The organism is Pseudomonas shirazensis, from assembly GCF_014268785.2.
Classification (GTDB): domain Bacteria; phylum Pseudomonadota; class Gammaproteobacteria; order Pseudomonadales; family Pseudomonadaceae; genus Aquipseudomonas; species Aquipseudomonas shirazensis.
In genome coordinates this window covers 1473519-1494903 of sequence record NZ_JABWRD020000001.1, presented here as the reverse complement: position 1 = coordinate 1494903, position 21385 = coordinate 1473519, and the positions used below count along the sequence as shown (strand labels likewise).

Sequence of the window (21385 nt, the reverse complement as noted above, 5' to 3'; positions counted from 1 at the left end):
TGTCATGAGCGAAGATGCACAAGATGTTGTACTGGTAGTCGAGGATGAACCGGCCATTCGGATGATCTTGCGCGACTATCTTTCAGGTGAGGGCTACCACGTGCTGGTTGCCGAAGACGGCCAGCAGGCGTTCGAGATTCTCGCGCGCAAGCCTCATCTGGACCTGATCGTCACCGATTACCGGTTGCCGGGTGGGATCTCCGGGGTACAGATCGCCGAGCCAGCGGTCAAGCTGCGGCCTGATCTGAAGGTGATTTTCATCAGCGGCTATCCAGCCGAGATTCTCGAATCCGGCAGCCCGATTGCGCGCAAGGCGCCGATCCTGGCCAAGCCGTTCGACCTGGATACGCTGCGTGACAAGATCCAGGATCTATTGCAATGACAGGTTGCTCGCTGATCTGAGCACGGGTATCGATTTGTCCGCTCTCGGATCAGCAACGGCGGTGGTTGCGGCTCGGTGACAACGGCTATGCTAGGCACATGACAGCCAGCCAGCCGATACGTCAACCTTGCCCGCCCGGTGCCTGCGACTGCGGGCGCGATGACTTGCAAGCCGCATCGCCTGCAGCGCAGCGTATCCTGCGCCTGACTCGCCACGAAGAAAAACGCCTGCTCGAACGCCTGGAAAACCTCAAGGGCCTTGAAGATCTGCACCGTTTGCAGCAGCTGATGCATGATCAGCTTGGCATCCGCGTGCACATTGCTCCCAGTTTCAACGAAGTGCGCACCATGCGCGGTATCCTCATCGAACTGGCCGAGCAGCCTGGTCTGTGCCGCAAGACCCGCCAGGCCATCCCCGCAGCCATCCGCCGGGGGCTGGAGCGCAACCCGGAAGTTGCTTTCCGCCTGCTCGATGCGCACGACCTGTTGCGTGACGCCTGAGTCAGCGCATCGCCGCCAGTTTTATCCCGAAGCCAATCAGGCAAGCACCCGCCAGGCGCTCGAGCACATTCGACAGTTTGGGGCTGGCGCGCATGCGTTCGGCCAGGTGATGGGTCAGCAGCACGGCCACCAGCCCGTAAAGCAATGTCAGCGCGGCGATGGTTACCGCCATGAAGGCGAAAGTGACCATGCCCTGGTGCCGAACCGGGTCGATGAACAGCGGAAAGAACGCCATGTAAAACATGATCGCCTTGGGGTTGAGCAGGGTGATCATCATCGTCTGGCGCAGGTAATGGCCGCTGTCCATGCGGCTGACGCGCGGTGCGCCGCCGGCCTTGCTGAGCAGCATGCGCAGTCCCAGATAGGCGAGATAGGCCGCGCCGGCCCACTGCACCACATGGAACGCCGCGGGGTAGGCCGCCAGCAGCGTGGCAACCCCAGCCACCGCCAGCCACATCAATACCTGATCGCCGAGAATCACCCCGCACGTGGCAGCCAGGCCACCTTTGATGCCCGCCTTGCCGGTAGCGGTGATCAGCGCGAAGTTGCCAGGACCGGGGATGGCCAGCAGGATCAGAAAAGCGATGACGAAGGCGCCGTAGTCGGTCACACCGAGCATTGTTGTTCTCCTCGAAGCGCTGGGCAGATGTAACTGGATGTATGACAGCATTGGCGGCGCTTGCAAAGACCACGGGTGACTAATTTTGCCCGGGGCTTTTACGTTCTCTTGAAGTCAGTGCCGTTGAGACGGCCGCAACCATCGCCCCGCGCCGACCGTGCTGGGGCGGGCAATTTTCAAGGAGACAGACAATGACTTCCGTTTTCGACCGTGACGATATCGTTTTTCAGGTGGTGCTCAACCATGAGGAGCAGTACTCGATCTGGCCTGATTACAAAGCGATCCCGGCGGGCTGGCGCGCAGCGGGCAAAAGCGGCCTGAAGCAGGAATGCCTTGCCTACATCGATGAGGTCTGGACCGACATGCGACCGCTGAGCTTGCGCCAGAAGATGGCAGCAGCGGCGGCGCAGTGAGCGTCTGCCGATGAGCGTAGTCAACCTGTTGTGCCTTCCCTACTCAGGCTCCAGTGCAATGGTCTATGGCCGCTGGCGGCGCAAGCTGCCTGCCTGGCTGCAGGTGCGTCCGGTGGAGTTGCCAGGTCGCGGTGCGCGCATGGGCGAGGCGTTGCACACCGACCTGCTGGGCCTGGCCAGGCAATTGGCCGCTGAGCAACGATTGGCAGCCAACGCGCCTTACGCGCTGCTTGGGCATAGCCTGGGCGCGCTGGTGGCGTTTGAGTTGGCCCACGAACTGCAGGCGCTGGGTTGCCCGCCGCCGTTGGCGTTGTTTGCCTGCGGTACCGCCGCGCCCACTCGGCGCGAGGACTACGACGGCAACCGCTGGCGCGAGCCACGCAGCGACGCCGAGTTGATCGCCGAGCTGCGCAGTCTGCAAGGTACGCCTGAGGAGGTGTTGAACAATCAGGAGCTGATGAACCTGACCTTGCCGATCCTGCGCGCTGACTTTCTCCTGTGTGGCCGCTATGCCTATCGCCAGCGGCCATTACTGCGCTGCCCGTTGCGGGTGCTCGGTGGCGAGACGGATCGCGCCAGCCCCGATCAGTTGCAGGCCTGGAGCCGAGAAACGCTTGGGGAGTTTTCTCTGCAGCACTTTCCGGGTGGGCATTTCTTCATTCATCAGCACGAAGACCGCGTGCTGAGCGTGCTGACCGAGGTCCTCGAGCCGCTGCGCCTGACTGCCTGATTGACGTCCTCCCTTGCTTGCGAGAGGCTTGAGTTTTCCTAAGCAAGGGATGGGCAATGTTGATTGATCCGCTCAAGGCCACGCTGTTGGTCGTCGATATCCAGGAAAAATTGATTGGCGCCATGAGCGACCCGGCCGGTACCCGGGCGCGAGCGCGCTGGTTGCTAGCGGCAACTGCCGAGCTGCAGCTGCCAACGGTAATCTCCGAACAATACCCGCAAGGCCTCGGGTCAACCCTGACCGAGCTCACGGCGGCGGCTCCGGCCGCGCAGGTGGTCAGCAAGCAGCACTTTTCCTGCGTGGCCGCGCAGTGTCTGCCGGCCAGCTTGCTCGAGCGCGAGCAAGTGATCGTGTGCGGCATGGAGACCCACGTGTGCGTACTGCAAACCGTGCTTGGCCTGCTCGGTTTGGGCAAGCAGGTCTTTGTCGTCGAGGATGCCTGCGACAGCCGTACCGTGGCGAATAAGGCTGCAGCGCTGGCGCGCATGCGTGCCGCCGGTGCGCAGATCGTCACCCGCGAGATGGTCGTGTTCGAGCTAATGGGCAGCGCTGCCCATCCGCAGTTCCGCCATATCAGCAAAACCTACATGGTCGGAGAACAACCCTGAACCGGCGTCTGGCCGGGGCCGGCGTGGTGATTCTGGCCCTGCTGCAAGGGTGTGCCGGTCAGCGTGAGAGTGCTCCCGAAGCAGACCCGGCCAAGGTTCGCGCACAACTGCTGCGGCTGCTGCCCGCCCAACTCAACGACCGTCAGGGCTGGGCCGAAGACATCCAGACGGCGTTTACAGCTCAGCAACTTGATCCGAGCAAGAGCAATCTGTGCGCGGTATTGGCCGTGACCGAGCAGGAATCAACCTTTACCGCCGACCCGCAGGTGCCCAACCTGGGCCGCATCGCCCGCGCCGAGATCGACCGCCGGGCCGGCCGGCTGCATATCCCCAAACTGCTGGTGGACGCTGCGTTGCTGACGCCCTCCGGCAACGGCAAGTCGTATCAGCAGCGGCTGGCGGCGGTGCGCAGCGAGAAGCAGCTCAGCGCGCTGTACGACGAGGTCATCGAACGTTTGCCGTTGGGCAAGACGCTGCTCGGCGGGCTTAACCCGGTGCACACCGGTGGGCCGATGCAGGTCAGTATTGACTTTGCCCAACGTCATGCCAGCAATTACCCCTATAGCTATCAGGGTACCATTCGCCAGGAGGTGTTCAGCCGACGCGGCGGCATGTATTTCGGCATCGCCCACCTGTTGGGGTATCCGGCGCATTACCCGCGCCAGCTGTACCGTTTTGGCGACTTCAATGCGGGTTGGTACGCCAGCCGCAACGCGGCGTTTCAGGCGGCGCTGAGTCGCGCCAGTGGCGTCAGCCTGGCGCTCGATGGTGACCTGATTGCACCGGGCTCGATCATGCCCGGCGCTACCGAGCAGGCAGCACGCAAGCTGGGGGTGACGCTGGGCTTGCGCAACACGCAAATACGCAGCCAGCTGGAGGAGGGCGAAAGCCTTGCGTTCGAGGAGAGCGAGTTGTATCGCGAGGTATTTGCGCTGGCAGATGCCAAAGCCGGCAAGTCGCTGCCGCGCGCGGTGTTGCCAGGGATCGAGCTGAAGAGCCCGAAGATCACCCGCAAGCTGACCACGGCGTGGTTCGCTGGTCGAGTAGATGAGCGTTATCAGCGCTGTATGAAACGCTGATGGACGAGCATTTCAGGGGCTGTTGGCAGCCCCTGAAACCAGGTTAGCCGAGCAGAGCGGCGATGACCTGTTCGACACTGGCTTTGAGCCCGGCGACGCTGTCTTGTGGATCACTTTCAACTATGACCAGTTTTGCTCCGGCTGCCTTGATAACCTCGGCGACTTCGGCAGCGGGTTGGCGATGGTGAACCACCAAGGCCACGCCCTGACCTTTGAGCGTGTCGGCCAAGGCCTTGAGCGCAGCGGCATCCCACTTGTCATCCGCCGGCAGCGGCTGATCGACCACATCCAGATTGAGCCCGCTGACCAGATAACCGAGACGCTCGGACAGGTTCACCACACTGAGGTTGTCGGCCTCGGCCAGGCGCGTCTGGCTGCTGGCGTTGAGTTCCAGCATCTGCCGTTTCAGGCCTGCCAGATTGGCCTGGATCCTGGCCTTGTCGCTCGGCGACAAACGCTCGAGATCGTTGGCCACGACGTCGGCCATGCGCCCCATGTTGGTGGGGTTGAGCCATGGATAGCCGGCAAACGCGTTGTCTCCCTGGATCGCAATGCCTGGCAGCGCACCGTCTACCGGGCGTGCGGCATCGATCTCGACGATGCGGATGTTGCTGCGCCGGGCCATTGGGTAGAGCGGGTCATCGCGCCAGATCGAACGCAGGCCAATGGCGGCGTCGGCCGTTTGCGCGGCCTTGTCCAGGCTGGCGCCACCGCGGCCACTGAAGTACGACGGCTGGCGGGTCGCTGGCAGGTTCGCCGGCGCCGCGCTGTTGAGCTGTACCGACGTGCCTTCGAGCAGCGCGGTGGCCAGGCTGTGGGTGACCGGCAGGCTGGTCAGCACGGTAACCGTTGCCGGTTTGGCCGCCAGCGCCAGCGCGGGCAGGCCCACCAGGGCCAAGGCCAGAGTCAGTTGCTTGAGGGTAGAAGTCATGCCGGGTTTCCTTGCAGGCGTGGCACCAGAGCGCGGGCGAGGGCGGCAAGGGCGAAGCAGACGCCGGCCACCAGAATGATCGCCGCACCAGACGGCACCGGCAGGTCGAAGACGATCGGCAGCAGAATGCCGCACAGCGTGCTCACCGTAGCGATCAGCACCGAGATGAAGAAAAAGCCTTTCAGCGACTGGCTGACCAGGCGTGCTGCCGCTGCCGGGATCACCAGCAGGGCGCCGACCAGAATCGCGCCGATGACCTTGACTGAAGCCACGGTCACCAACGTCACCAGCACGACGAACAGATAGTCCAGGGTCTTCACCGCTACCCCGCGGACCGCCGCCAGCTGTGGGTTGAAACTGGCCAGCATGATCCGGTTGTACAGCGGCAACGCCAGGGCCAGCACCAGTACTGCGACGATGCCCAGCACCAGCAGGTCCTGAGCACTGACCGTCAGCACCGAGCCGAACAAGACGTTCTCGAGGATGTGCACGTTGATCTTGCCTGCGAGCATCAGCAGCAGGCTTGCGCCCAGTGCCAGCGACACCGACAGGAACACCCCGATCAAGGTGTCCGGCGACAGCCCGGTGCGGTTGCGCAGGAAATTGAGCAGGATGCCGAACAGCAGGCAGTAGCCGAACAGGCTGCCGTACGGCCCGGTGTAGGGCTCGCCGAGCAGGATGCCGATGGCAACCCCGGTCAGCGCGGCATGGCCGACCGCTTCGGAGAAGAAGGCGAAGCGTTTGACCACGACCAGGGTGCCGAGGCCACCCAGCACCGGGCCGATCATCACCCCGGCAATCAGCGCGTTGATGACGAAGCCGTAGGCCAGCGCCTCCGGCAGATAGCCAGCGCTGGCCCATTCCTGGATCAGTTGGCGGAAGGCTTCAAAGCTCATCGGGCGAGGCTCTCGCTGCGAGGGTGGACGGAGAACAGGCCAAGCAGCCGCTCGGGGGTCAGGGCCTGGGCCGGTGGCGCATCGAACAGTACTTTGCGGCTGAGGCCGGTCACTCGGTCGGCCAAGCGCAGCACCGCTTCCAGGTCATGCTCGATCCACAGCACGGTGATGCCGCTCTGGCGCCAGCGGTGCAGCAGTTGCTCGAACACCTGGATACCGGCTTCATCGAGGGCCGACATGGGTTCGTCAAGCACCAGCAGTTGCGGCTCGGGAATCAGCCCTTGGGCCAGCAGCACGCGCTGGCGCTCGCCACCAGACAGCGCGCCCATGCGCCGCTTGCGCTTGTCGAGCATGCCCACCCGGGCCAGTGCTGCATCGATGGCAGGTTGGACCCGGCGCGACAGGCCGAGAAAGGCCGGTCGGCGCTGGCACATGGCAGCCATGAAGTCGTCGACAGTCATAGGTAGGCCACGATCAAACTCCAGCGCTTGTGGCACATAGCCGATGACTTCGTGCTCGCCCGGCCAGTGCAAGGTCAGCTGACCCTGATGCGGCATCTGTCCGAGCAGGGTCTTGATCAGCGAGCTCTTGCCGCCGCCGTTGGGGCCGACAATGGCATGCACGCTGCCGGCTGCCACGCTGAAGCTGACCTGTTCCAGAATCGAAGTCCGCCCGAGAGTCAGGTCGATGCTGGCGAACTCGATACGCGGGCCCATGGCCACGCTGAGGTTGGCCGCCGCAGTCATGCGTTGTTCTCCTGAATCGCTCGGACCACGGTATCGAGGTTGCGCTGCATCTCGACCTCGTACTTCTCCTTGGTGTATTCGCCGTAGGAGATGTGCGTCAGCGGGTAGATGCGCACGCCAGACTCACGCTGAATTGTTTCGACGTAGGCCGAAGGGAAGTCCATCTCCGAGAAGATCACTTTGACGTCGAGTGCCTTTAGCTGGTCGATGGTCTTTTTCAGCTGCGCCGGGCTTGGCTCGATGCCGTGAGCAGGCTCGACCACAGCGGTGACCTCCAGGCCGAAGTCGCGCACCAGATAGTCGTAGGCGGCATGAATGGTCGCTACGCGGAAATCCGCGTGGGGCGCTTCGGTGACCTTGGCCAGGGCGTCGGCGCGCAGCTTGCGCAGGCGCTTGGCATAGGCACGGGCGTTCTGGGTATAGAACTTGGCGTTGTCCGGGTCGAGCTTGCCCAGCTCGCGGGCGATATTGTTGACCTGGGCGATGGTGGTGCTGATCGACAGGAAGGTGTGCGGGTTGACCACCTTGCCTGCACCACGGGCGGCAATCCCGGTCGCGGCCAGCAGCGGCACGTTGGCATTGGCCTCGATGGTTTTGATATCAGGGGTTTCGCTGGCGGCGATCATGCGGTCGGCGAAGTCATCATGGCCGACGCCGTTGAGCACGATCACATCCAGGCCGCCAATGCGTTTGATGTCTTCGGCGCGCGGCTCGTAGGCATGCGGGTTGAAACCGGCAGGAATCAACGGCACCACTTCGGCCTTGTCGCCGACGATGTTGCTCACATAGCTGTAATAAGGATGCAGGGTGATGCCGATGCGCAGTGGCTTGCCGGCCTCGGCATGGGCCAGGGCCGGGAGGGCGCAGGCCATGAGCAGGGCGAGGGCGCGGCGGGCGAGGGCGGAGCGAAGCATGGAGGAGTCCTTGGATTCAGTGACGGTGTTGACGGGTAACCCCGGCGTCGTAATGGCTGACCACTTGCTGCCAGCCAGCGGCGATCAGGGCCACCGGCTGCAGGTCGTCCGGGACCACCGCTGCGGTGTCGCGACGCAGCCAGACATCGGCCCGTTCATCCGCCTGCGCGGGCACGATCAGCAGGAAGCTACCGGCAACCGCGCTGTCCTGGCTGCGCCCCAGATAGGCGCCGGCAGCCAGCCACTGCCATTGATGGCCACCGCGGCTGACGCTGCTGGCATCGCTGACAAACGGCGGCAGGCCTTCTTCGGCGAGGCTGGCCACTTCAGGCATGGAACCGCTCTCTTCGCGCAACTGGCGGATCTCGTCGAACGCCACCAACAGGTCTGTGAAAACCCCTTGTTCGGCCGCTGTCAGGTCGCGACGGGCGTCGATCTGGTGGCTCTCGATGCTGACTTCATCCTCACGCTCGCCGCGCAGCGTTACCACCGTGGCGGCCAGCGCCAGGATCAGCAGGGCTGTCAGCAGTACATATAGCGTCTCGTGCCCGGCACCGGCCGGGCGGATCACCTGGGCGCGGCTCATGGCTCGCCTATATCGGCATGGTCGATTTCAACGACGTGCCCGGGGCCGGCGTCGAACAGCACGTAGAATTCACCGTCTGGGCGCTTGAAGGTCAGCGTCGAGTCGTCTCCCAGCTTGCTGCCGACCAGCACCTGCTCGTCGTAGCCGATCACGTCCAGGGTCACGCCGGGTGCGCCGCTGCCATCGGAGAAGCCACCGGTGCATTTGATCTGCTCCGCATCGACCGGGGCGCACTCGCACATCGGATTGTGCGCCAGGGCAGGGCCCGCGCAGAGCAGCAGAATTGGCAGGGCCAGCCTGCGAGTCAGGTGTTTCATTTGGTGCCTCCTTGTTTCTCGAGCCAGGCCACGGTTGCCGGTGAGGCCTGGGCCAGGGGGACGGATGCCTGGTGCATGCTGCCGTCCCAGCCTTCGATAGTGATCCAGACCTGTGCGTCAGACCGTGTGCGCGGCGGTACCGGCAGCGAAGTGATCATGCGGTACGGTGCCCCGAAGAAAATTGTCCCCGCAGCGCGCAGGCTGCGCGGCTTGCCGATACGCAGGTAAACCGCTTTAACCTCCGTGGTACAGGCTTTGCACAGGGCTGCGTTGAACAGTTTGAAATGACCCGCCGGGCCATCCGCCCTGGGCGCTTCGTCGCGCAGCTCGGCCAGGTCGAGCGTGTACGGGCCTACCTGAATGTCGCTGACCTGATTGGCGCCCAAACCACTGTCGCCGCGGAACATGGCCGCGTCGGCGAAGTACTTGGGCATGAACCCCAGCGGGATCAGGATCAGCAGGATGTTGATGTGGAATCGCCACTTCAGCCAGAACTGCTTGAGCGGGCTCACCTGTACTGCTTGCGCCTTGCTCATGGCTGCGCCTCCACTGAAGTTTCACTGCGTGCCGGTTGCGCGCGCGCGACTCGATCGGTGCGCTTGAGCGCTGCGGCGGTGGCCTGGGCGGTGCGCTTGGTCCAGATCAACAGCCCGCTGAGTACCATCAGGGTCAACACCAGGCCGAAGAAGAACCAGATCAGCTTGATCGCCAGGCCGCCGAAGTCGCCGGTGTGCAGTGGACGCATCGACTCGGTGACGAACTCCAGTGCGGAGCGGTCTTCGAGCAGGAACTTGCTGTCGACATTGCTGGTGTAGGGGTTGACCGATGCGGTCTGGAACATCAGCGGGTACCAGCCGCGGCCACCCATTTCGACATGGCTGTAAGCTGTGCTGGGCAGGCTGATGAAGGTGATCTCCAGGCCGGGAATGGCCTCGGTGGCGATGCGCGCCGCTGCATCCAGGTCGATCCGCGGTGCCGGGCTGCCGTCGGCAGTCAGCGGCACGTCTTCGCGGGCAATCACCGGCACGATCGGCTCGCTGGAGATGGTTATATGGTTGTCACCGAGGATGGCCTGGATCAGGAACCATATACCGGTAATCGAAATCACCGTGATGAACCAGATCGACCAGACCCCCGCCAGCCGGTGTACGTCACCCCAGAAGATCCGCGAGCCGTGGCCGCTGCGCACCGGCTTGAAAAAGCCGCGCCAGAACTTTTTGTACACCACAAGGCCCGTCACCAGCGAGGCCAGCATCGGCAGGCCTAGCAGCGATACCAGGTACCAGCCCCAGCTGTAGCCGTTGGTGAACGGCACCAGCCACCAGCCGTGCAGGGCGCGGGTGAAGGCTTCGAAGTTGAAGTCCGGCGCCTTGCCCTGGATCACCCCGGTGTACGGGTTGACGTACAGGGTTGGGGTGGTGCCATCCGGGTTGGTGACGCTGGCGGCGAGGGCAAAGTGCGAACCCTCAGGCTGCACCAGCATGCGCACGGCCATGTCCGGCTCGGCCTTGTGCAGGGCGTCGATGATCTGCTGAAAGCTCAGCCGCTCGGCGCCGTCGCTGGGTTTGCTCGCGCGCACGTCAGAGTTGGCCAGCCAGACGATCTCCTGGCTGACCACGGCCAGCATGCCGGTGAAGCAGACGATCAGGACAAAGAACCAGATCGGCAGGGCGAGCCAGCTGTGGACGAGGAACCACAGCTTGGACTTGGACTTTTTCGTAGATTGGGCCATCGGTCATCTTCTGAAAATAAGGGTCGAACGCATGCTCAACCGTGTAAGGCTGCATTAATAAAGACGAATGAGAATGAAAATCCTGCCTTTTTAAATGCAACCAGATATTTCAGAAGGTGTTCTGTACCCTCAGGCGTTGCTCGCGGCGGCCATTACCGCCGGGCGGGCACAGCGCTGGGCGAGGTCCTGATAGAGCGCCTGGCCGATTTCCGCGGCACGGGCGGGCAGCACCGACAGCAACGTATCGCTCAGGCCATGAGTGGTTTCGCAGAAGCCTTGCAGGTACACCGAGGCGTGCATGTCCGGGCTGGCCAGGACTCGATAGTTGCGATCGGCACTGAAGTCGTCCAGATAGCCCTGCAGCGGCGCCAGCAGTTCTCGGTGCGAACGGCGTTCGTAGCCGGTGGCGAGGATCACCGCGTCATAGCGGTGAGTCTGTTGCAGGCCGGTGGCGAGGTCGCGCAGGGTCAGCTCGATGCCATCGGCAGTGGCTACGACCGCATCCACGTTGCGCCGGCACAGTACGTTGTGGCGATACTGGTGGGAGACCTTCTGCCGGTAGAGGATGCCGTAGATGCGGTCGATTAGGTCGAGGTCGACCACTGAATAGTTGGTGTTGTGGTATTCGCCGATCAGCTTGCTGCGCAGTTCGGCAGGCTCGTTGTAGACGAGGTCGGTGTAGTCGGGGGCAAAGATCTCGTTGACGAAAGGACTGTCATCGGCAGGCTTGAGCGCAGTGGCTCGCAGGATCATATCGACCTTGACCGATGGGTAGCTGTCGTTGAGGTCGATGAAGGCCTCGGCGGCGCTTTGCCCGGAACCGATCACCGCGATGCGCATCGGCTTGCCTTCGGCACAGGGCAGTTTGGCCAGGCCGGTGATGTAGCGGGAGTGGTGGAAGACGCGCTTGTCGTCCTTGAACCCGGCGAATTTCTCCGGGATTTTCGGCGTGCCGCCGCTACCAATTACTACCGAACGCGTGCGCCGGCTGTACTCACGGCCCTGACCGTCGCGCGAGACCAGCCGCAGGTGCTCGACCCGGCCAGCGTGCAGTTCCGGTTCGATGCGCAGTACTTCTTCGCCGTACACGGCCTGCTCGGCAAAATGCTCGGCGGCCCAGCGCAGGTAGTCGTTGTACTCCAACCGGCACGGGTAAAAGGTGCCGAGGTTGATGAAGTCGGCCAGGCGCTGCTTCTGGTGCAGGTAATTGACGAAGCTGTACGGACTGGTAGGGGTGCGCAGCGACACCAGGTCCTTGAGGAAGGAGATCTGCAACTCGCTCTGGGTGGCCAGCGTATCGCCGTGCCAGCGGTAGTCTTGCTGCTTGTCGATGAACAGGGCGTCCAGGGCATGGCCCTGGCTCTGGGCGAGTTCTTCCAGGGCGATGGCCAAGGCCAGGTTGGAGGGGCCGAAACCCACGCCGATCACATCTTTGACTGTTTCTGGGGTCTGGCTCATGGCTGCGTTCCCTGAAGTTCGAATGAACAGGCGCGCCGGAGTTTGGCCCCTGCGCCTTCTACACAGTTTGGAACGAGCCAGCTTTGAGGGAATTTAGCCAGCCTGCAGCGCAGGTGCTGCCCACTTCAAGATCTGCTGCGCGCGGCCGATAACCTGGTTAACGCAAGGACCACTTCAGGGCAGGTACGCAACATGGTTACAGTTACAGGCATCTCGATCGCTAGCGCTGCTTCGGCGCAAGTCGCCGGCAAAACCAACCGTGAGGACGTCGAGCAGGTCGAGAAGGGCGGCGCCATGCCTGTCGACCTGTCAAAAGTCGCTGGCGGCGCCAAGGCGGCACAAGCAGATAGCGGCTCGGACAGCAGCGAGCCGCCGCACATCAAGCAACTGCGCGAACTTATTAAGCAACTGCAAAAACAGCTCGCCGAAGAGCAGAAGCAATTGGCCGAGATGATGGCTAAAGACACAGATGATGGTGCGATGATCGCTTTGATTAGCGCCAAGCAAGCCAGCGTCAGCACGCTGACCGGCCAGGTCATGGCGGCGACCGCGCAGTTGCTCGAAGCCCTGACCAAGACCGGTGGCAGCAGCGCCGGCGGTGCGGTCAATACTCAGGCCTGAGGCGACGCCCGGCGGTTGGCCTGGCGTCGCCCTGAAGCGTCAGGCTCAGTCGGCAACGACCTTGCGTCGCTCCGCTTTGTATTGCATGGCCACGGCCGGTGCAGGTTTGGTCGCACCGGTTTCCAGCCACTGACGCATGCGGCTGGCGTCGGCGAAGTGGGTGTACTTGCCGAAGGCATCCAGAATCACCATCGCCACGGGGCGGTTGTCCATCCGGGTCAGAAGCACCAGGCAGTGCCCGGCTTCATTGGTGAAGCCCGTCTTGGTCAGCTTGATGTCCCAGTTGCTCTTGTTGACCAGATGGTCAGTGTTGCGAAAGCCCAGTGTGTAGTTAGGCTTGCGAAACGCCACGGTCTTTTCGCGAGTGGTCGACAAGTCGCTCAACAACGGGTACTTGCGCGATGCCAACAGCAGCTTGCCAAGGTCGCGTGCGGTCGACACGTTCAGCGTCGACAGGCCTGTAGGCTCGACATAGCGGGTATGGCTCATGCCAAGGCTGCGCGCCTTGGCGTTCATGGCCTTGATAAAGGCGCCATAGCCGCCTGGGTAGTGGTTGGCGAGGCTGTTGGCTGCGCGGTTTTCCGACGACATCAAAGTGATCAGCAAGGTCTCGCGACGATCGAGCTGGCTACCCAGGCGTACCCGCGAGTACACACCCTTCATTTCCGGGTTGTTGGCGATGGTCATGGTCAACTGCTCGTCCATAGGCAGCTTTGCATCAAGCACTACCATGGCCGTCATCAGTTTGGTCACCGAGGCAATCGGCACCACCCGGTCGGCATGGCTTGCGTACAGCTCCTTGTTGCTGTTGAGGTCGATCAGCAGCGCGCTGCCCGAGGCCAGGTGCAGTTTGGCCGGATCGCGCTGAGCCTGGCTCGGCGGCGGGGCAGCGGCAGCGGTAGTTGCGAGGGTCGAAGTTCCAGTGAGCAACAGCAGCAGGCTGAGGATGGACAGAGAAGTTTTCACGTTGAGGCTCACTAAAAGGAGGTATGTCGTTGGCTTTGCAGGGTTTTCCCCAAAAACCGCTGCATTGTGGAGTATGGCTGAAAGCGTGTCGAATGCCTTATGACTAAAGGGCGCAAGGTGAACGAATTTTAATCCTGGCGCGATGTGTTACCTGGAACAGTTACAACGGGCGGGTGCATTTACTCCTCATCAGGACTGCTTCGCAGCCTCATTGCAGCGTTTAATGAGCAATCTCCGGATTCATGATTCAATACGGCACTTTAAGGAGGATACCCATGCGCAAGGACAACACTATCCCTTTCTACGCAGCAGGCGGATCGATGCTGGTAATCGGCATTGTCTTCGCTGCTGTGGGCGCGTCTGGCCAGCCTGCGTTTAGCTGGACTGCGGTCGGTCTGCTGATCCCCAGCGCTGTTCTGTTGCTGCAGGCGGTTCGGCGTAAGCGTGGGAGCAATAACGATGGCTCGAAGTGAGCAGGGCCGAGAAACATCGAGCTGAGCAGGTGTGCCGTTGGTCTTGTCGTGGGCACTTGCGTCGGTGGCGCTGCTCTCACGTCTAGGCACAGAGCATCTGTGCATCGACGAGGGTAGTGCTGTGGATATCGACGAAAAAGCACCTGGCAACATCTCCCAGCAGGGCGTAGGCGGCAAGACCGACAACGAGACGGCTCATGACTCAATGCCCCCGCTGCCTGAAGATGAAGATGCCGGCCTGGACGAAGAAATGCCAGACGTAGAGGCGAACAACACAGTGTCCAGCGAGCATCCAGATCCAGTCTGAGGCCTGCCCCAGCCCGCAAAAAAAGCCCGCCAATAACGGCGGGCAACAAGGGCACAAGGAGCAACACACAACAAATTCGTTCAAGCCATCAAGCTGCCGCTCTGCAACTGATCGGCCATTGCCAGCGCACACGCTTTGGACGCCAGCGGTCCGCTGACCTGCTCGCCATTGCGCATTAGATACCAGCAGGCCAGCAGCCCCTGCTCACGCAAACGAGTAGGAACTGCGCTACCAACAACCGACATGATCTGGATAGTGGCCATGCTGACCTCCTGTAAGACGTGCGCCAACCTTACCCAGCTGCTGACGGCGTTTGAAATCAACTTCCTCAATAGTGGTCATCAGCTCTATCAACAGTAGTGTCGAGACCACGCTTCGCAATGGCTCCTACTATGGCCGCTGTTACTGTCAACTGAGCGCCGGGAAAGGGTAAAGGTTGTGTAAGCAATGCCCTCTGGTACGCTGGAGCAACGATTCAGCTCAGGCAAACGGAGCAGTTGATGAGTCACATTCCCAGCAGAAACACGCAGTTGTGCATCTCCCTGGCCGGCCGTCCCGGCACCTTTGGCGTGCGCTTTCACAATCATCTTTATGACCAGCTGGGCCTGGATTACTACTACAAGGCCATGACCACAGATGATCTGCCCGCTGCGGTGGCTGGTATCCGCGCATTGGGGATTCGCGGTTGCGGTGTGTCGATGCCGTTCAAGGAAGCTTGCCTGGCGTTGGTCGACGAGGTTGATGCGTCTGCGGCTGCCATCGAGTCGGTTAATACACTGGTCAACAGCAACGGCTACTTGAAGGCTTACAACACCGATTATCTGGCCGTGCAGCAATTGTTGGCCAAACATGAGGTAGATCCAAGCACCGCGTTCGCGCTGCGCGGCAGCGGCGGCATGGCCAAGGCAGTGGCCTGTGCGTTGAGTGACGCCGGCTTTCGTGAGGGGCTGATTGTTGCCCGCAATGAACAAGCTGGGCGGCAACTGGCCGACATGCTGGGTTATCGCTGGCAGGCAGAACTGGGCGACCTGGCGCCGCCGATGCTGATCAATGTAACGCCGATAGGGATGGCCGGCGGCCCCGAGGCGGAGCAACTGGCGTTCCCGGAAACCGCGATTGCAGTGGCAGAGCGGGTGTTCGACGTCGTGGCGATGCCGGCGCGCACACCACTGATCTGCCGCGCCGAAGCACTGGGCAAACCGGTCATCACAGGGCTTGAGGTGATTGCCCTGCAAGCGTTGGAGCAGTTTGTGCTGTATACCGGCGTGCGCCCCACTGCAGCGCAGATCGACGCTGCAGTTGCCTATGCGCGGGGCGCCTAGTTAGCTGTACTTATAAGGGCGTTGGCTGAATCACTTCGACCCAGTAACCATCCGGGTCTTTGATGAAGGCCAGATGGTTCATGCGGCCGTCGCTCAGTCGTTTCTGGAACGGCACCTGCAAGGCCTCGAAGCGTTCGCAGGCCGCAACTACGTCAGGCACCGAAACGCAGATATGGCCAAAACCGCGCGGGTCGGTATTGCCATCGTGATAGGCGAAGTCTGCATCACGTTCAGTGCCGTGGTTATGCGTCAACTCAAGTACGCCAGGGATCGACTTCATCCACTGGTGGCGCGCATCGTCATCAGCTGGAATTGTCGCTGGGTCAACCAGCGCCAGGAAGTACAGGCTGAACTTGGCTTCGACGAAGTCGCGCTTGTCCACCAGTTTGAAACCAAGCACGCGGGTATAGAAGTCCAGCGACTTCTCGATGTCCTTGACGCGCAGCATGGTGTGGTTGAAAACGAATTGCGCAGTGGCAGGGTCCGCTTGGGCAGTAACGCCAGGCAGGGTGTTGAGGTCGTTCAGGCTCATGAAAGCTCCAGAGACGAGGCCGGGCCCGCAGGCACCAGCGGTAAGACAGGCCGTCCATGATACGGGAGGTGAGCGCGGAGGCAAAATGAAAGCGCCCTGCACGAGGGCAGGGCGCTGAAATTAGAGGCCCGCGTGTGCGGGCGCAGATGGGGTCGCTAATCCGTTAGCTGGAAATGATCATGGCCGACAAGCTGTGAAAAAAATGTGAAGTGTATGTCCATGTTTCATGGACGCAACCAACCATCAACAGTGCTGGCGCCGTATTCTTCTTTCCAGGCTTTAAGCCCGCGGTGGTTACCGCCCTTGGTTTCGATCAATTCGCCGGTGTGCGGATTCTCGTAAACCTTGACCACGCGGGCGCGGCGCTGCTGTTTTGGCGCTGCCCCGGATGCCTTCGCGGCCGGTTTGCTGCTGCCCTTGGGGTCAAGAATGGCGACGATATCGCGCAGGCCCTTTTCGTAAGTCTTCATCAGGCCCAGCAGCTTTTGCTCGAACTCGATTTCGCGTTTGAGACCGGCATCCTGCTTGAGCGCCTCGAGTTGGGCGATCTGTTCCTGAAGCGCTTTTTCGGCAGCGCGAAACTCTGCAAGTCTGGACACTTTCATCACTCCTTAAATACGACTGCGTCAAAACGTGACGAACATTGCAAGAAGATATAACGTCGGCCACGCAGGGGATAGTGCTGTTCACTAGTCCCGAGTGTAGTTGCCGGCGGCGCCAGGGTAAACCATAAACTTTGCAAGTAGTCAGGGAACTTTACTAGTTTTATGTACGTTGATTTTTTTGCTGTTCCCCCAGAGCCTTAACTGCTCGACTTAGTGTCGGCTCAAGGCGACACTCAGGGTCTGGCACTGGCGGCAACCCCGATCGGGAGCGAATAATGAAACAGTTGTTATTGATCGGCATCGGCCCTGGTGATCCGCGGCAGGTGACGTTCGAGGCAGTCGATGCGCTCAAACGGGCCACGGTATTCTTCGTCCTCGACAAGGGCGCCCGCTCTGATGAGCTGGTGCGCATGCGCCGGGCAATTCTCGAGCGCTACCTGCACACTGGCGACTACCGGGTGCTGCAAGTCGATGATCCGCAGCGTGATGCATTTGCTAGCGATTACATTGATGCCGTACAGGATTGGCATCAGCAGCGCGCAGCGCTCTACGCAAGATTGATCGATGACGAGCTCGGTCCGGACGACGTGGGTGCTTTTTTGCTGTGGGGCGAGCCAAGCCTGTACGACAGCACGTTGCGGATTCTCCAGCTGGTACGCCAGCGCGGTACACGACTGCAACTCGAAGTGATCCCCGGCATTAGCAGCATTCAGGCCCTGGCAGCTCGTCATCAGATCCCGCTGAACCGCATTGGCGAGCCGCTGACCGTGCTTCCCGGGCGGCAGCTCGGCGCAGTGCAGCAGATCGACAATGTGCTGGTCATGCTTGATGGCCAGTGCGCGTTTGCCAATATCGACGACCCACAACTGCATATTTACTGGGGCGCCTACCTCGGCACGGTGGACGAGCTCCTGTTGGCAGGGCCGTTGTTGCAAATGAAGATGCAGATCCTCGCGGTGCGTGAACAGGCACGGCTACGCAAAGGCTGGATCATGGACACTTACCTGTTGCGCCGGGAGCTTTAGCGCGTCGGTGCTGTCGTACCTGCTGTGACAAAGTGTTCGATCAGCGAACGCTAATATGGCCGGTAGGCACGGCAACCCATTACCGGCTATCGCAATTGCGCGCATCTCTTCTAGAATTCGCCCATATCCAGGCAGCCTTGATGGCGGCCGGATCTTGGCGGAGTAGCTGCCAGGTCCATATTTGAGTACGCCATGAGTTCGAGTACACCGCTGTCCGGAGTCAACCAGCCGCTGCGAGGGATCGCCCTGGTGGTGGTCGCCACTTTCCTGTTTGCCAGTCATGATGCGCTGTCCAAGTTCCTCGGTGGTCTGTACCCGATCATCATGGTGGTGTGGGTTCGGTATCTGGTGCACACGCTGCTGATGGCCGGGATCTTCCTGCCCAAGTCGGGCATGGCAGTCCTGCGTACTCGCAAGCCTGTGTTGCAGACGCTGCGCGCACTGAGCCTGCTGAGTACCAGTCTGCTGTTCACCGCAGGGTTGCAGTATTTGCCCTTGGCCGAGGCCACCTCGGTCAACTTCCTCGCACCGGTGCTGGTGACAGCCTTGTCGGTGCCGCTGCTCAAAGAGCATGTCACCACCGGTCAGTGGGTCGCAGTGGTCATGGGCTTCATTGGCGTGTTGGTAGTGGTACACCCAGGCGGCTCGATGTTCACGCCGGCTATTCTGTTCCCGTTCGGCTCTGCGTTGGGTTTCTGCTTTTATCAGATACTCACGCGCAGAGTGGCTGCCTACGACAGTCCGACCACCAGCAACTTCTTTGCCGGGCTGTGCAACACCCTGGTGATGACGGCATTGGTGCCGTTTTTCTGGAAGATGCCCGAGTGGGATCACCTGCTGCTGATGTTGGCGCTGGGGGGGTTCGGCATGTCTGCGCACCTGCTGTTGACCCAGGCCTTCCGCTTTGCCGCCCCGGCCATGCTGGCGCCGTTCAGCTACTGCCAGATCGTGTTTGCCGGGCTGTTGGGCTTTGTGGTCTTCGGCCAGGTGCCAGACCACCTGAGCATGGTGGGCATCGCGATCATCTGCCTCAGTGGTCTGGGCGCTGCGTGGATGCAACGGCGCAAGTAAGCTGCCGCCGCGCACGCAGGTCTTGGCGGGCTGACAGACTCACGCTATCGCCAGGGAATACGGGCTCTATTAGACCTCTGCCAGCGCTCGGCTAGTCTTGCTCAAGGGACAAGCCTGCGGCGGCGCTGTACCTGCTGCACTGCGCGCCGTATCAGGCAATCCCTTTGCACGCTTGTGGCGGCCTGACCGCTCCACCTGATGAGCAGACGGCCGAGCCTGTGTGCTCGGCTGATCAAGCTGGCCTAGACCGGAACTCTGACAGAACCCGACCCGAAGGTACCCGCAGATGTCGAACGAATCGAAATGCCCGTTCCATCAAACCGCAGGTGGTGGCACCAGCAATCGTGACTGGTGGCCTGACCAACTCAACTTGAACATTCTGCACCAGCATTCACACAAGTCCGATCCAATGGACCCCGATTTTGACTACGCCAAAGCCTATGCCAGCCTTGATTTTCAAGCCCTGAAGCAGGACCTGACCGCGCTGATGACCGATTCGCAGGAGTGGTGGCCAGCCGACTTTGGCCACTACGGGCCGTTGTTCGTCCGCATGGCCTGGCATAGCGCCGGCACCTATCGCATTGGCGACGGGCGCGGTGGTGCAGGCTCCGGGCAACAACGCTTTGCGCCGCTCAACAGCTGGCCAGACAACGTCAGCCTGGACAAGGCGCGGCGTCTGCTGTGGCCGATCAAGCAGAAATACGGCAAGGCTATCTCCTGGGCTGACTTGATCGTACTGACCGGCAACGTCGCCCTCGAATCGATGGGCTTCAAGACCTTTGGCTATTCCGGCGGCCGAGCCGATGTGTGGGAACCCGACGAAGACGTCTATTGGGGTTCGGAAAAGGTCTGGCTGGGCGGTGACACCCGCTACGGCAAGGCCCAGACGCCGGGTCAGGGTGACCTGGTTGCCGAGCCCGCCAAGCATGGTGAGGAACAAAGCCGCACCGATGCCGGGCGCAACCTGGAGAATCCGCTGGCGGCGGTGCAGATGGGCCTGATCTACGTCAACCCGGAGGGCCCCGAAGGCAATCCGGACCCAGTCGCATCGGCCAAGGATATCCGCGAGACTTTCGCCCGCATGGCCATGAATGATGAAGAAACCGTGGCCCTGATCGCTGGCGGGCACGCCTTTGGCAAGACCCACGGTGCCGGCCCGGCCGACAATGTTGGCGCCGAGCCCGAGGCTGCCGGCCTGGAACAGCAAGGTCTGGGTTGGCACAACAAGTTTGGCACCGGCAAAGGCCCCGATACCATCACCAGTGGCCTCGAAGTGACCTGGACCTCGACGCCGACGCGCTGGAGCAACGAGTATCTGGAAAATCTGTTCCGCTTCGACTGGGAACTGAGCAAAAGCCCTGCTGGCGCCCATCAGTGGCAGCCAAAGAACGGTGATGGGGCAGGGCAGATCCCCGACGCGCACGACCCAAGCAAGCGCCATGCGCCGTCAATGCTGACCTCCGACCTGGCGTTGCGCTTTGACCCCATCTATGAGCCGATAGCGCGTCGCTTCAAGGATCACCCCGAGCAGTTGGCGGATGCCTTTGCGCGCGCCTGGTACAAGCTGATCCATCGCGACATGGGCCCGCTGGCGCGCTATCTGGGGCCGGAGCTGCCGCAGGAAGAGCTGCTCTGGCAAGACCCTCTGCCCAAAACCACCCCCTCGGCACTGAGTGAGCAAGACATCGCCTCGCTCAAGAGCAAAGTGCTCGCCTCGGGCCTGAGCGTAGGCGAGCTGGTCAATACCGCCTGGGCTTCGGCCTCGACCTTCCGTGGCTCGGACAAACGTGGCGGTGCCAACGGCGCGCGCATACGCCTGGCGCCGCAGAAGTTCTGGGCCGCCAATCAGCCGCAGCAGCTGGATAAAGTGCTGGGTGTGCTGGAAGGCATTCGCAGCGGTTTCGCCACTGACGGCCAGCAGATGTCGATGGCCGACTTGATTGTGCTGGCTGGCAGTGCTGCCGTCGAAAAAGCGGCGCGTGATGCCGGCCATGCCCTGACTGTGCCGTTCCGTCCGGGTCGTGTCGACGCTTCGCAGGAGCAGACCGATGTCGAATCGTTCGGTGCGCTGGAACCGTTGGCTGACGGTTTCCGAAACTTCGCCAAGGGCAGTTACAACGTCAAGGCAGAGCGGCTGTTGCTGGACAAGGCACAACTGCTGACCTTGACCGCGCCAGAGTTGACCGTGCTGATCGGTGGTCTGCGTGTGCTGGGCGCGAACAACGATGCGAGCAAGCATGGCGTGTTCACCGACAAACCTGGGCAGTTGAGCAATGACTTCTTCCGCAACTTGCTGGATATGAGCGTTGAATGGAAGGCGACCGGCGCGGACAACAATGCGTTCGAAGGCCGTGACCGCAAAACTGGCCAGCCCAAGTGGACGGGTACCCGGGTAGATCTGGTGTTCGGCTCCCATGCGCAGTTACGCGCATTGAGCGAGGTCTACGCCAGCAGTGATGCCAGTGAGAAGTTTGCCAAGGACTTCATCGCGGCCTGGGTGAAGGTGATGGAGCTGGACCGTTTCGATCTGAAGTAGCCATTGGCGCCCCGGG

General features: G+C 61.7%; 27 protein-coding genes. 13 read left to right on the top strand and 14 right to left on the bottom strand.

Annotation, left to right across the window (positions count from 1 at the left end; all coding sequences use genetic code 11):
• Window positions 1-4 precede the first annotated feature (4 nt).
• Both HU736_RS06540 and HU736_RS06535 read left to right on the top strand, forming a co-directional pair.
• Window positions 5-382, top strand: a complete 378-nt coding sequence (locus HU736_RS06540; protein ID WP_101320302.1) for a response regulator — start codon at window positions 5-7, stop codon at window positions 380-382.
• 98 nt (window positions 383-480) lie between these two features.
• On the top strand, window positions 481-882 hold the full coding sequence (locus HU736_RS06535) for a hypothetical protein (RefSeq protein WP_101320300.1): 402 nt from the start codon (window positions 481-483) through the stop codon (window positions 880-882).
• Window position 883: 1 nt separating this feature from the next.
• Here HU736_RS06535 and HU736_RS06530 read toward each other — a convergent pair whose 3' ends face one another.
• Window positions 884-1501 (bottom strand): LysE family transporter, encoded by a 618-nt coding sequence (locus HU736_RS06530; RefSeq protein WP_103437747.1) that lies wholly within the window; start codon window positions 1499-1501, stop codon window positions 884-886.
• Window positions 1502-1692: 191 nt separating this feature from the next.
• Here HU736_RS06530 and HU736_RS06525 point away from each other — a divergent pair, with 191 nt between their 5' ends.
• The 4 genes from HU736_RS06525 to HU736_RS06510 are packed head-to-tail and all read left to right on the top strand — an operon-like array spanning window position 1693 to window position 4331.
• Entirely contained in the window at window positions 1693-1914 is a 222-nt protein-coding gene (locus HU736_RS06525; RefSeq protein ID WP_181106659.1) for an MbtH family protein, read from the top strand.
• A 10-nt stretch (window positions 1915-1924) separates the two neighbouring features.
• Window positions 1925-2644, top strand: coding sequence for a thioesterase II family protein (locus tag HU736_RS06520; protein ID WP_186699265.1), 720 nt, complete (start codon window positions 1925-1927; stop codon window positions 2642-2644).
• Window positions 2645-2700: 56 nt separating this feature from the next.
• The gene (locus HU736_RS06515) at window positions 2701-3252 is read left to right on the top strand and encodes an isochorismatase family protein (protein ID WP_181087346.1); all 552 of its coding nucleotides are present in this window, start codon (window positions 2701-2703) and stop codon (window positions 3250-3252) included.
• Window positions 3253-3275: 23 nt separating this feature from the next.
• Window positions 3276-4331 (top strand): DUF1615 domain-containing protein, encoded by a 1056-nt coding sequence (locus HU736_RS06510; RefSeq protein ID WP_340610094.1) that lies wholly within the window; start codon window positions 3276-3278, stop codon window positions 4329-4331.
• Window positions 4332-4374: 43 nt separating this feature from the next.
• Here HU736_RS06510 and HU736_RS06505 read toward each other — a convergent pair whose 3' ends face one another.
• From HU736_RS06505 to HU736_RS06465, 9 genes are all read right to left on the bottom strand, one after another.
• The gene (locus HU736_RS06505; RefSeq protein ID WP_186699267.1) at window positions 4375-5262 is read right to left on the bottom strand and encodes a metal ABC transporter solute-binding protein, Zn/Mn family; all 888 of its coding nucleotides are present in this window, start codon (window positions 5260-5262) and stop codon (window positions 4375-4377) included.
• A complete protein-coding gene (locus HU736_RS06500; RefSeq protein WP_101320288.1) occupies window positions 5259-6158 on the bottom strand; it encodes a metal ABC transporter permease in 900 nt (299 codons plus the stop codon). The genes HU736_RS06505 and HU736_RS06500 overlap by 4 nt, the downstream gene beginning before the upstream one ends.
• Window positions 6155-6904 (bottom strand): metal ABC transporter ATP-binding protein, encoded by a 750-nt coding sequence (locus HU736_RS06495; protein WP_181106649.1) that lies wholly within the window; start codon window positions 6902-6904, stop codon window positions 6155-6157. The genes HU736_RS06500 and HU736_RS06495 overlap by 4 nt, the downstream gene beginning before the upstream one ends.
• Window positions 6901-7818: a metal ABC transporter substrate-binding protein gene (locus tag HU736_RS06490; RefSeq protein ID WP_103437742.1), complete on the bottom strand. Its 918-nt coding sequence runs from the start codon at window positions 7816-7818 to the stop codon at window positions 6901-6903. Before HU736_RS06490 ends, HU736_RS06495 begins: the two co-directional genes overlap by 4 nt.
• A gap of 16 nt (window positions 7819-7834) precedes the next feature.
• Window positions 7835-8404, bottom strand: coding sequence for a DUF6162 family protein (locus tag HU736_RS06485; RefSeq protein WP_186699269.1), 570 nt, complete (start codon window positions 8402-8404; stop codon window positions 7835-7837).
• Window positions 8401-8721 (bottom strand): hypothetical protein, encoded by a 321-nt coding sequence (locus tag HU736_RS06480; RefSeq protein WP_101320278.1) that lies wholly within the window; start codon window positions 8719-8721, stop codon window positions 8401-8403. Before HU736_RS06480 ends, HU736_RS06485 begins: the two co-directional genes overlap by 4 nt.
• Complete coding sequence (locus HU736_RS06475; RefSeq protein ID WP_186699271.1) at window positions 8718-9257, bottom strand: PA2404 family protein; 540 nt, start codon at window positions 9255-9257, stop codon at window positions 8718-8720. The genes HU736_RS06480 and HU736_RS06475 overlap by 4 nt, the downstream gene beginning before the upstream one ends.
• On the bottom strand, window positions 9254-10453 hold the full coding sequence (locus HU736_RS06470; RefSeq protein ID WP_103437740.1) for a PepSY-associated TM helix domain-containing protein: 1200 nt from the start codon (window positions 10451-10453) through the stop codon (window positions 9254-9256). The genes HU736_RS06475 and HU736_RS06470 overlap by 4 nt, the downstream gene beginning before the upstream one ends.
• 129 nt (window positions 10454-10582) lie before the next feature.
• On the bottom strand, window positions 10583-11911 hold the full coding sequence (locus tag HU736_RS06465) for a lysine N(6)-hydroxylase/L-ornithine N(5)-oxygenase family protein (RefSeq protein ID WP_186699273.1): 1329 nt from the start codon (window positions 11909-11911) through the stop codon (window positions 10583-10585).
• A gap of 192 nt (window positions 11912-12103) precedes the next feature.
• On the opposite strand from HU736_RS06465, the gene HU736_RS06460 reads away from it, so the two are divergent.
• A complete protein-coding gene (locus tag HU736_RS06460) occupies window positions 12104-12532 on the top strand; it encodes a prefoldin domain-containing protein (protein WP_186699275.1) in 429 nt (142 codons plus the stop codon).
• 45 nt (window positions 12533-12577) lie between these two features.
• Here the strand turns inward: HU736_RS06460 and pbpG are convergent, their stop codons facing one another.
• Entirely contained in the window at window positions 12578-13498 is a 921-nt protein-coding gene (pbpG, locus tag HU736_RS06455; protein ID WP_103437737.1) for a D-alanyl-D-alanine endopeptidase, read from the bottom strand.
• A gap of 275 nt (window positions 13499-13773) precedes the next feature.
• Here pbpG and HU736_RS06450 point away from each other — a divergent pair, with 275 nt between their 5' ends.
• The gene (locus HU736_RS06450; RefSeq protein ID WP_186699277.1) at window positions 13774-13971 is read left to right on the top strand and encodes a hypothetical protein; all 198 of its coding nucleotides are present in this window, start codon (window positions 13774-13776) and stop codon (window positions 13969-13971) included.
• Window positions 13972-14014: 43 nt separating this feature from the next.
• On the top strand, window positions 14015-14278 hold the full coding sequence (locus tag HU736_RS06445) for a hypothetical protein (RefSeq protein ID WP_367615282.1): 264 nt from the start codon (window positions 14015-14017) through the stop codon (window positions 14276-14278).
• A gap of 80 nt (window positions 14279-14358) precedes the next feature.
• Here the strand turns inward: HU736_RS06445 and HU736_RS06440 are convergent, their stop codons facing one another.
• A complete protein-coding gene (locus tag HU736_RS06440; protein ID WP_181106517.1) occupies window positions 14359-14541 on the bottom strand; it encodes a hypothetical protein in 183 nt (60 codons plus the stop codon).
• A gap of 237 nt (window positions 14542-14778) precedes the next feature.
• Between HU736_RS06440 and HU736_RS06435 the strand changes: the two genes are divergently transcribed.
• Window positions 14779-15600 (top strand): shikimate 5-dehydrogenase, encoded by an 822-nt coding sequence (locus HU736_RS06435; RefSeq protein ID WP_103437733.1) that lies wholly within the window; start codon window positions 14779-14781, stop codon window positions 15598-15600.
• 10 nt (window positions 15601-15610) lie between these two features.
• Here the strand turns inward: HU736_RS06435 and gloA are convergent, their stop codons facing one another.
• Both gloA and HU736_RS06425 read right to left on the bottom strand, forming a co-directional pair.
• Window positions 15611-16132: a lactoylglutathione lyase gene (gloA, locus tag HU736_RS06430; RefSeq protein ID WP_103437732.1), complete on the bottom strand. Its 522-nt coding sequence runs from the start codon at window positions 16130-16132 to the stop codon at window positions 15611-15613.
• Between the two features lie 224 nt (window positions 16133-16356).
• Window positions 16357-16731 carry a histone-like nucleoid-structuring protein, MvaT/MvaU family gene (locus HU736_RS06425; RefSeq protein ID WP_103438799.1) on the bottom strand — a complete coding sequence of 125 codons (375 nt, stop codon included), beginning with the start codon at window positions 16729-16731 and terminating at the stop codon, window positions 16357-16359.
• A gap of 281 nt (window positions 16732-17012) precedes the next feature.
• Between HU736_RS06425 and cobF the strand changes: the two genes are divergently transcribed.
• The 3 genes from cobF (at window position 17013) to katG (ending at window position 21369) form a co-directional block, all read left to right on the top strand.
• Window positions 17013-17762, top strand: coding sequence for a precorrin-6A synthase (deacetylating) (gene cobF / locus HU736_RS06420; RefSeq protein ID WP_186699279.1), 750 nt, complete (start codon window positions 17013-17015; stop codon window positions 17760-17762).
• Between the two features lie 192 nt (window positions 17763-17954).
• Window positions 17955-18833 (top strand): DMT family transporter, encoded by an 879-nt coding sequence (locus HU736_RS06415; protein WP_181106511.1) that lies wholly within the window; start codon window positions 17955-17957, stop codon window positions 18831-18833.
• Between the two features lie 286 nt (window positions 18834-19119).
• Window positions 19120-21369, top strand: a complete 2250-nt coding sequence (katG, locus tag HU736_RS06410) for a catalase/peroxidase HPI (RefSeq protein WP_186699281.1) — start codon at window positions 19120-19122, stop codon at window positions 21367-21369.
• Window positions 21370-21385 lie beyond the last annotated feature (16 nt).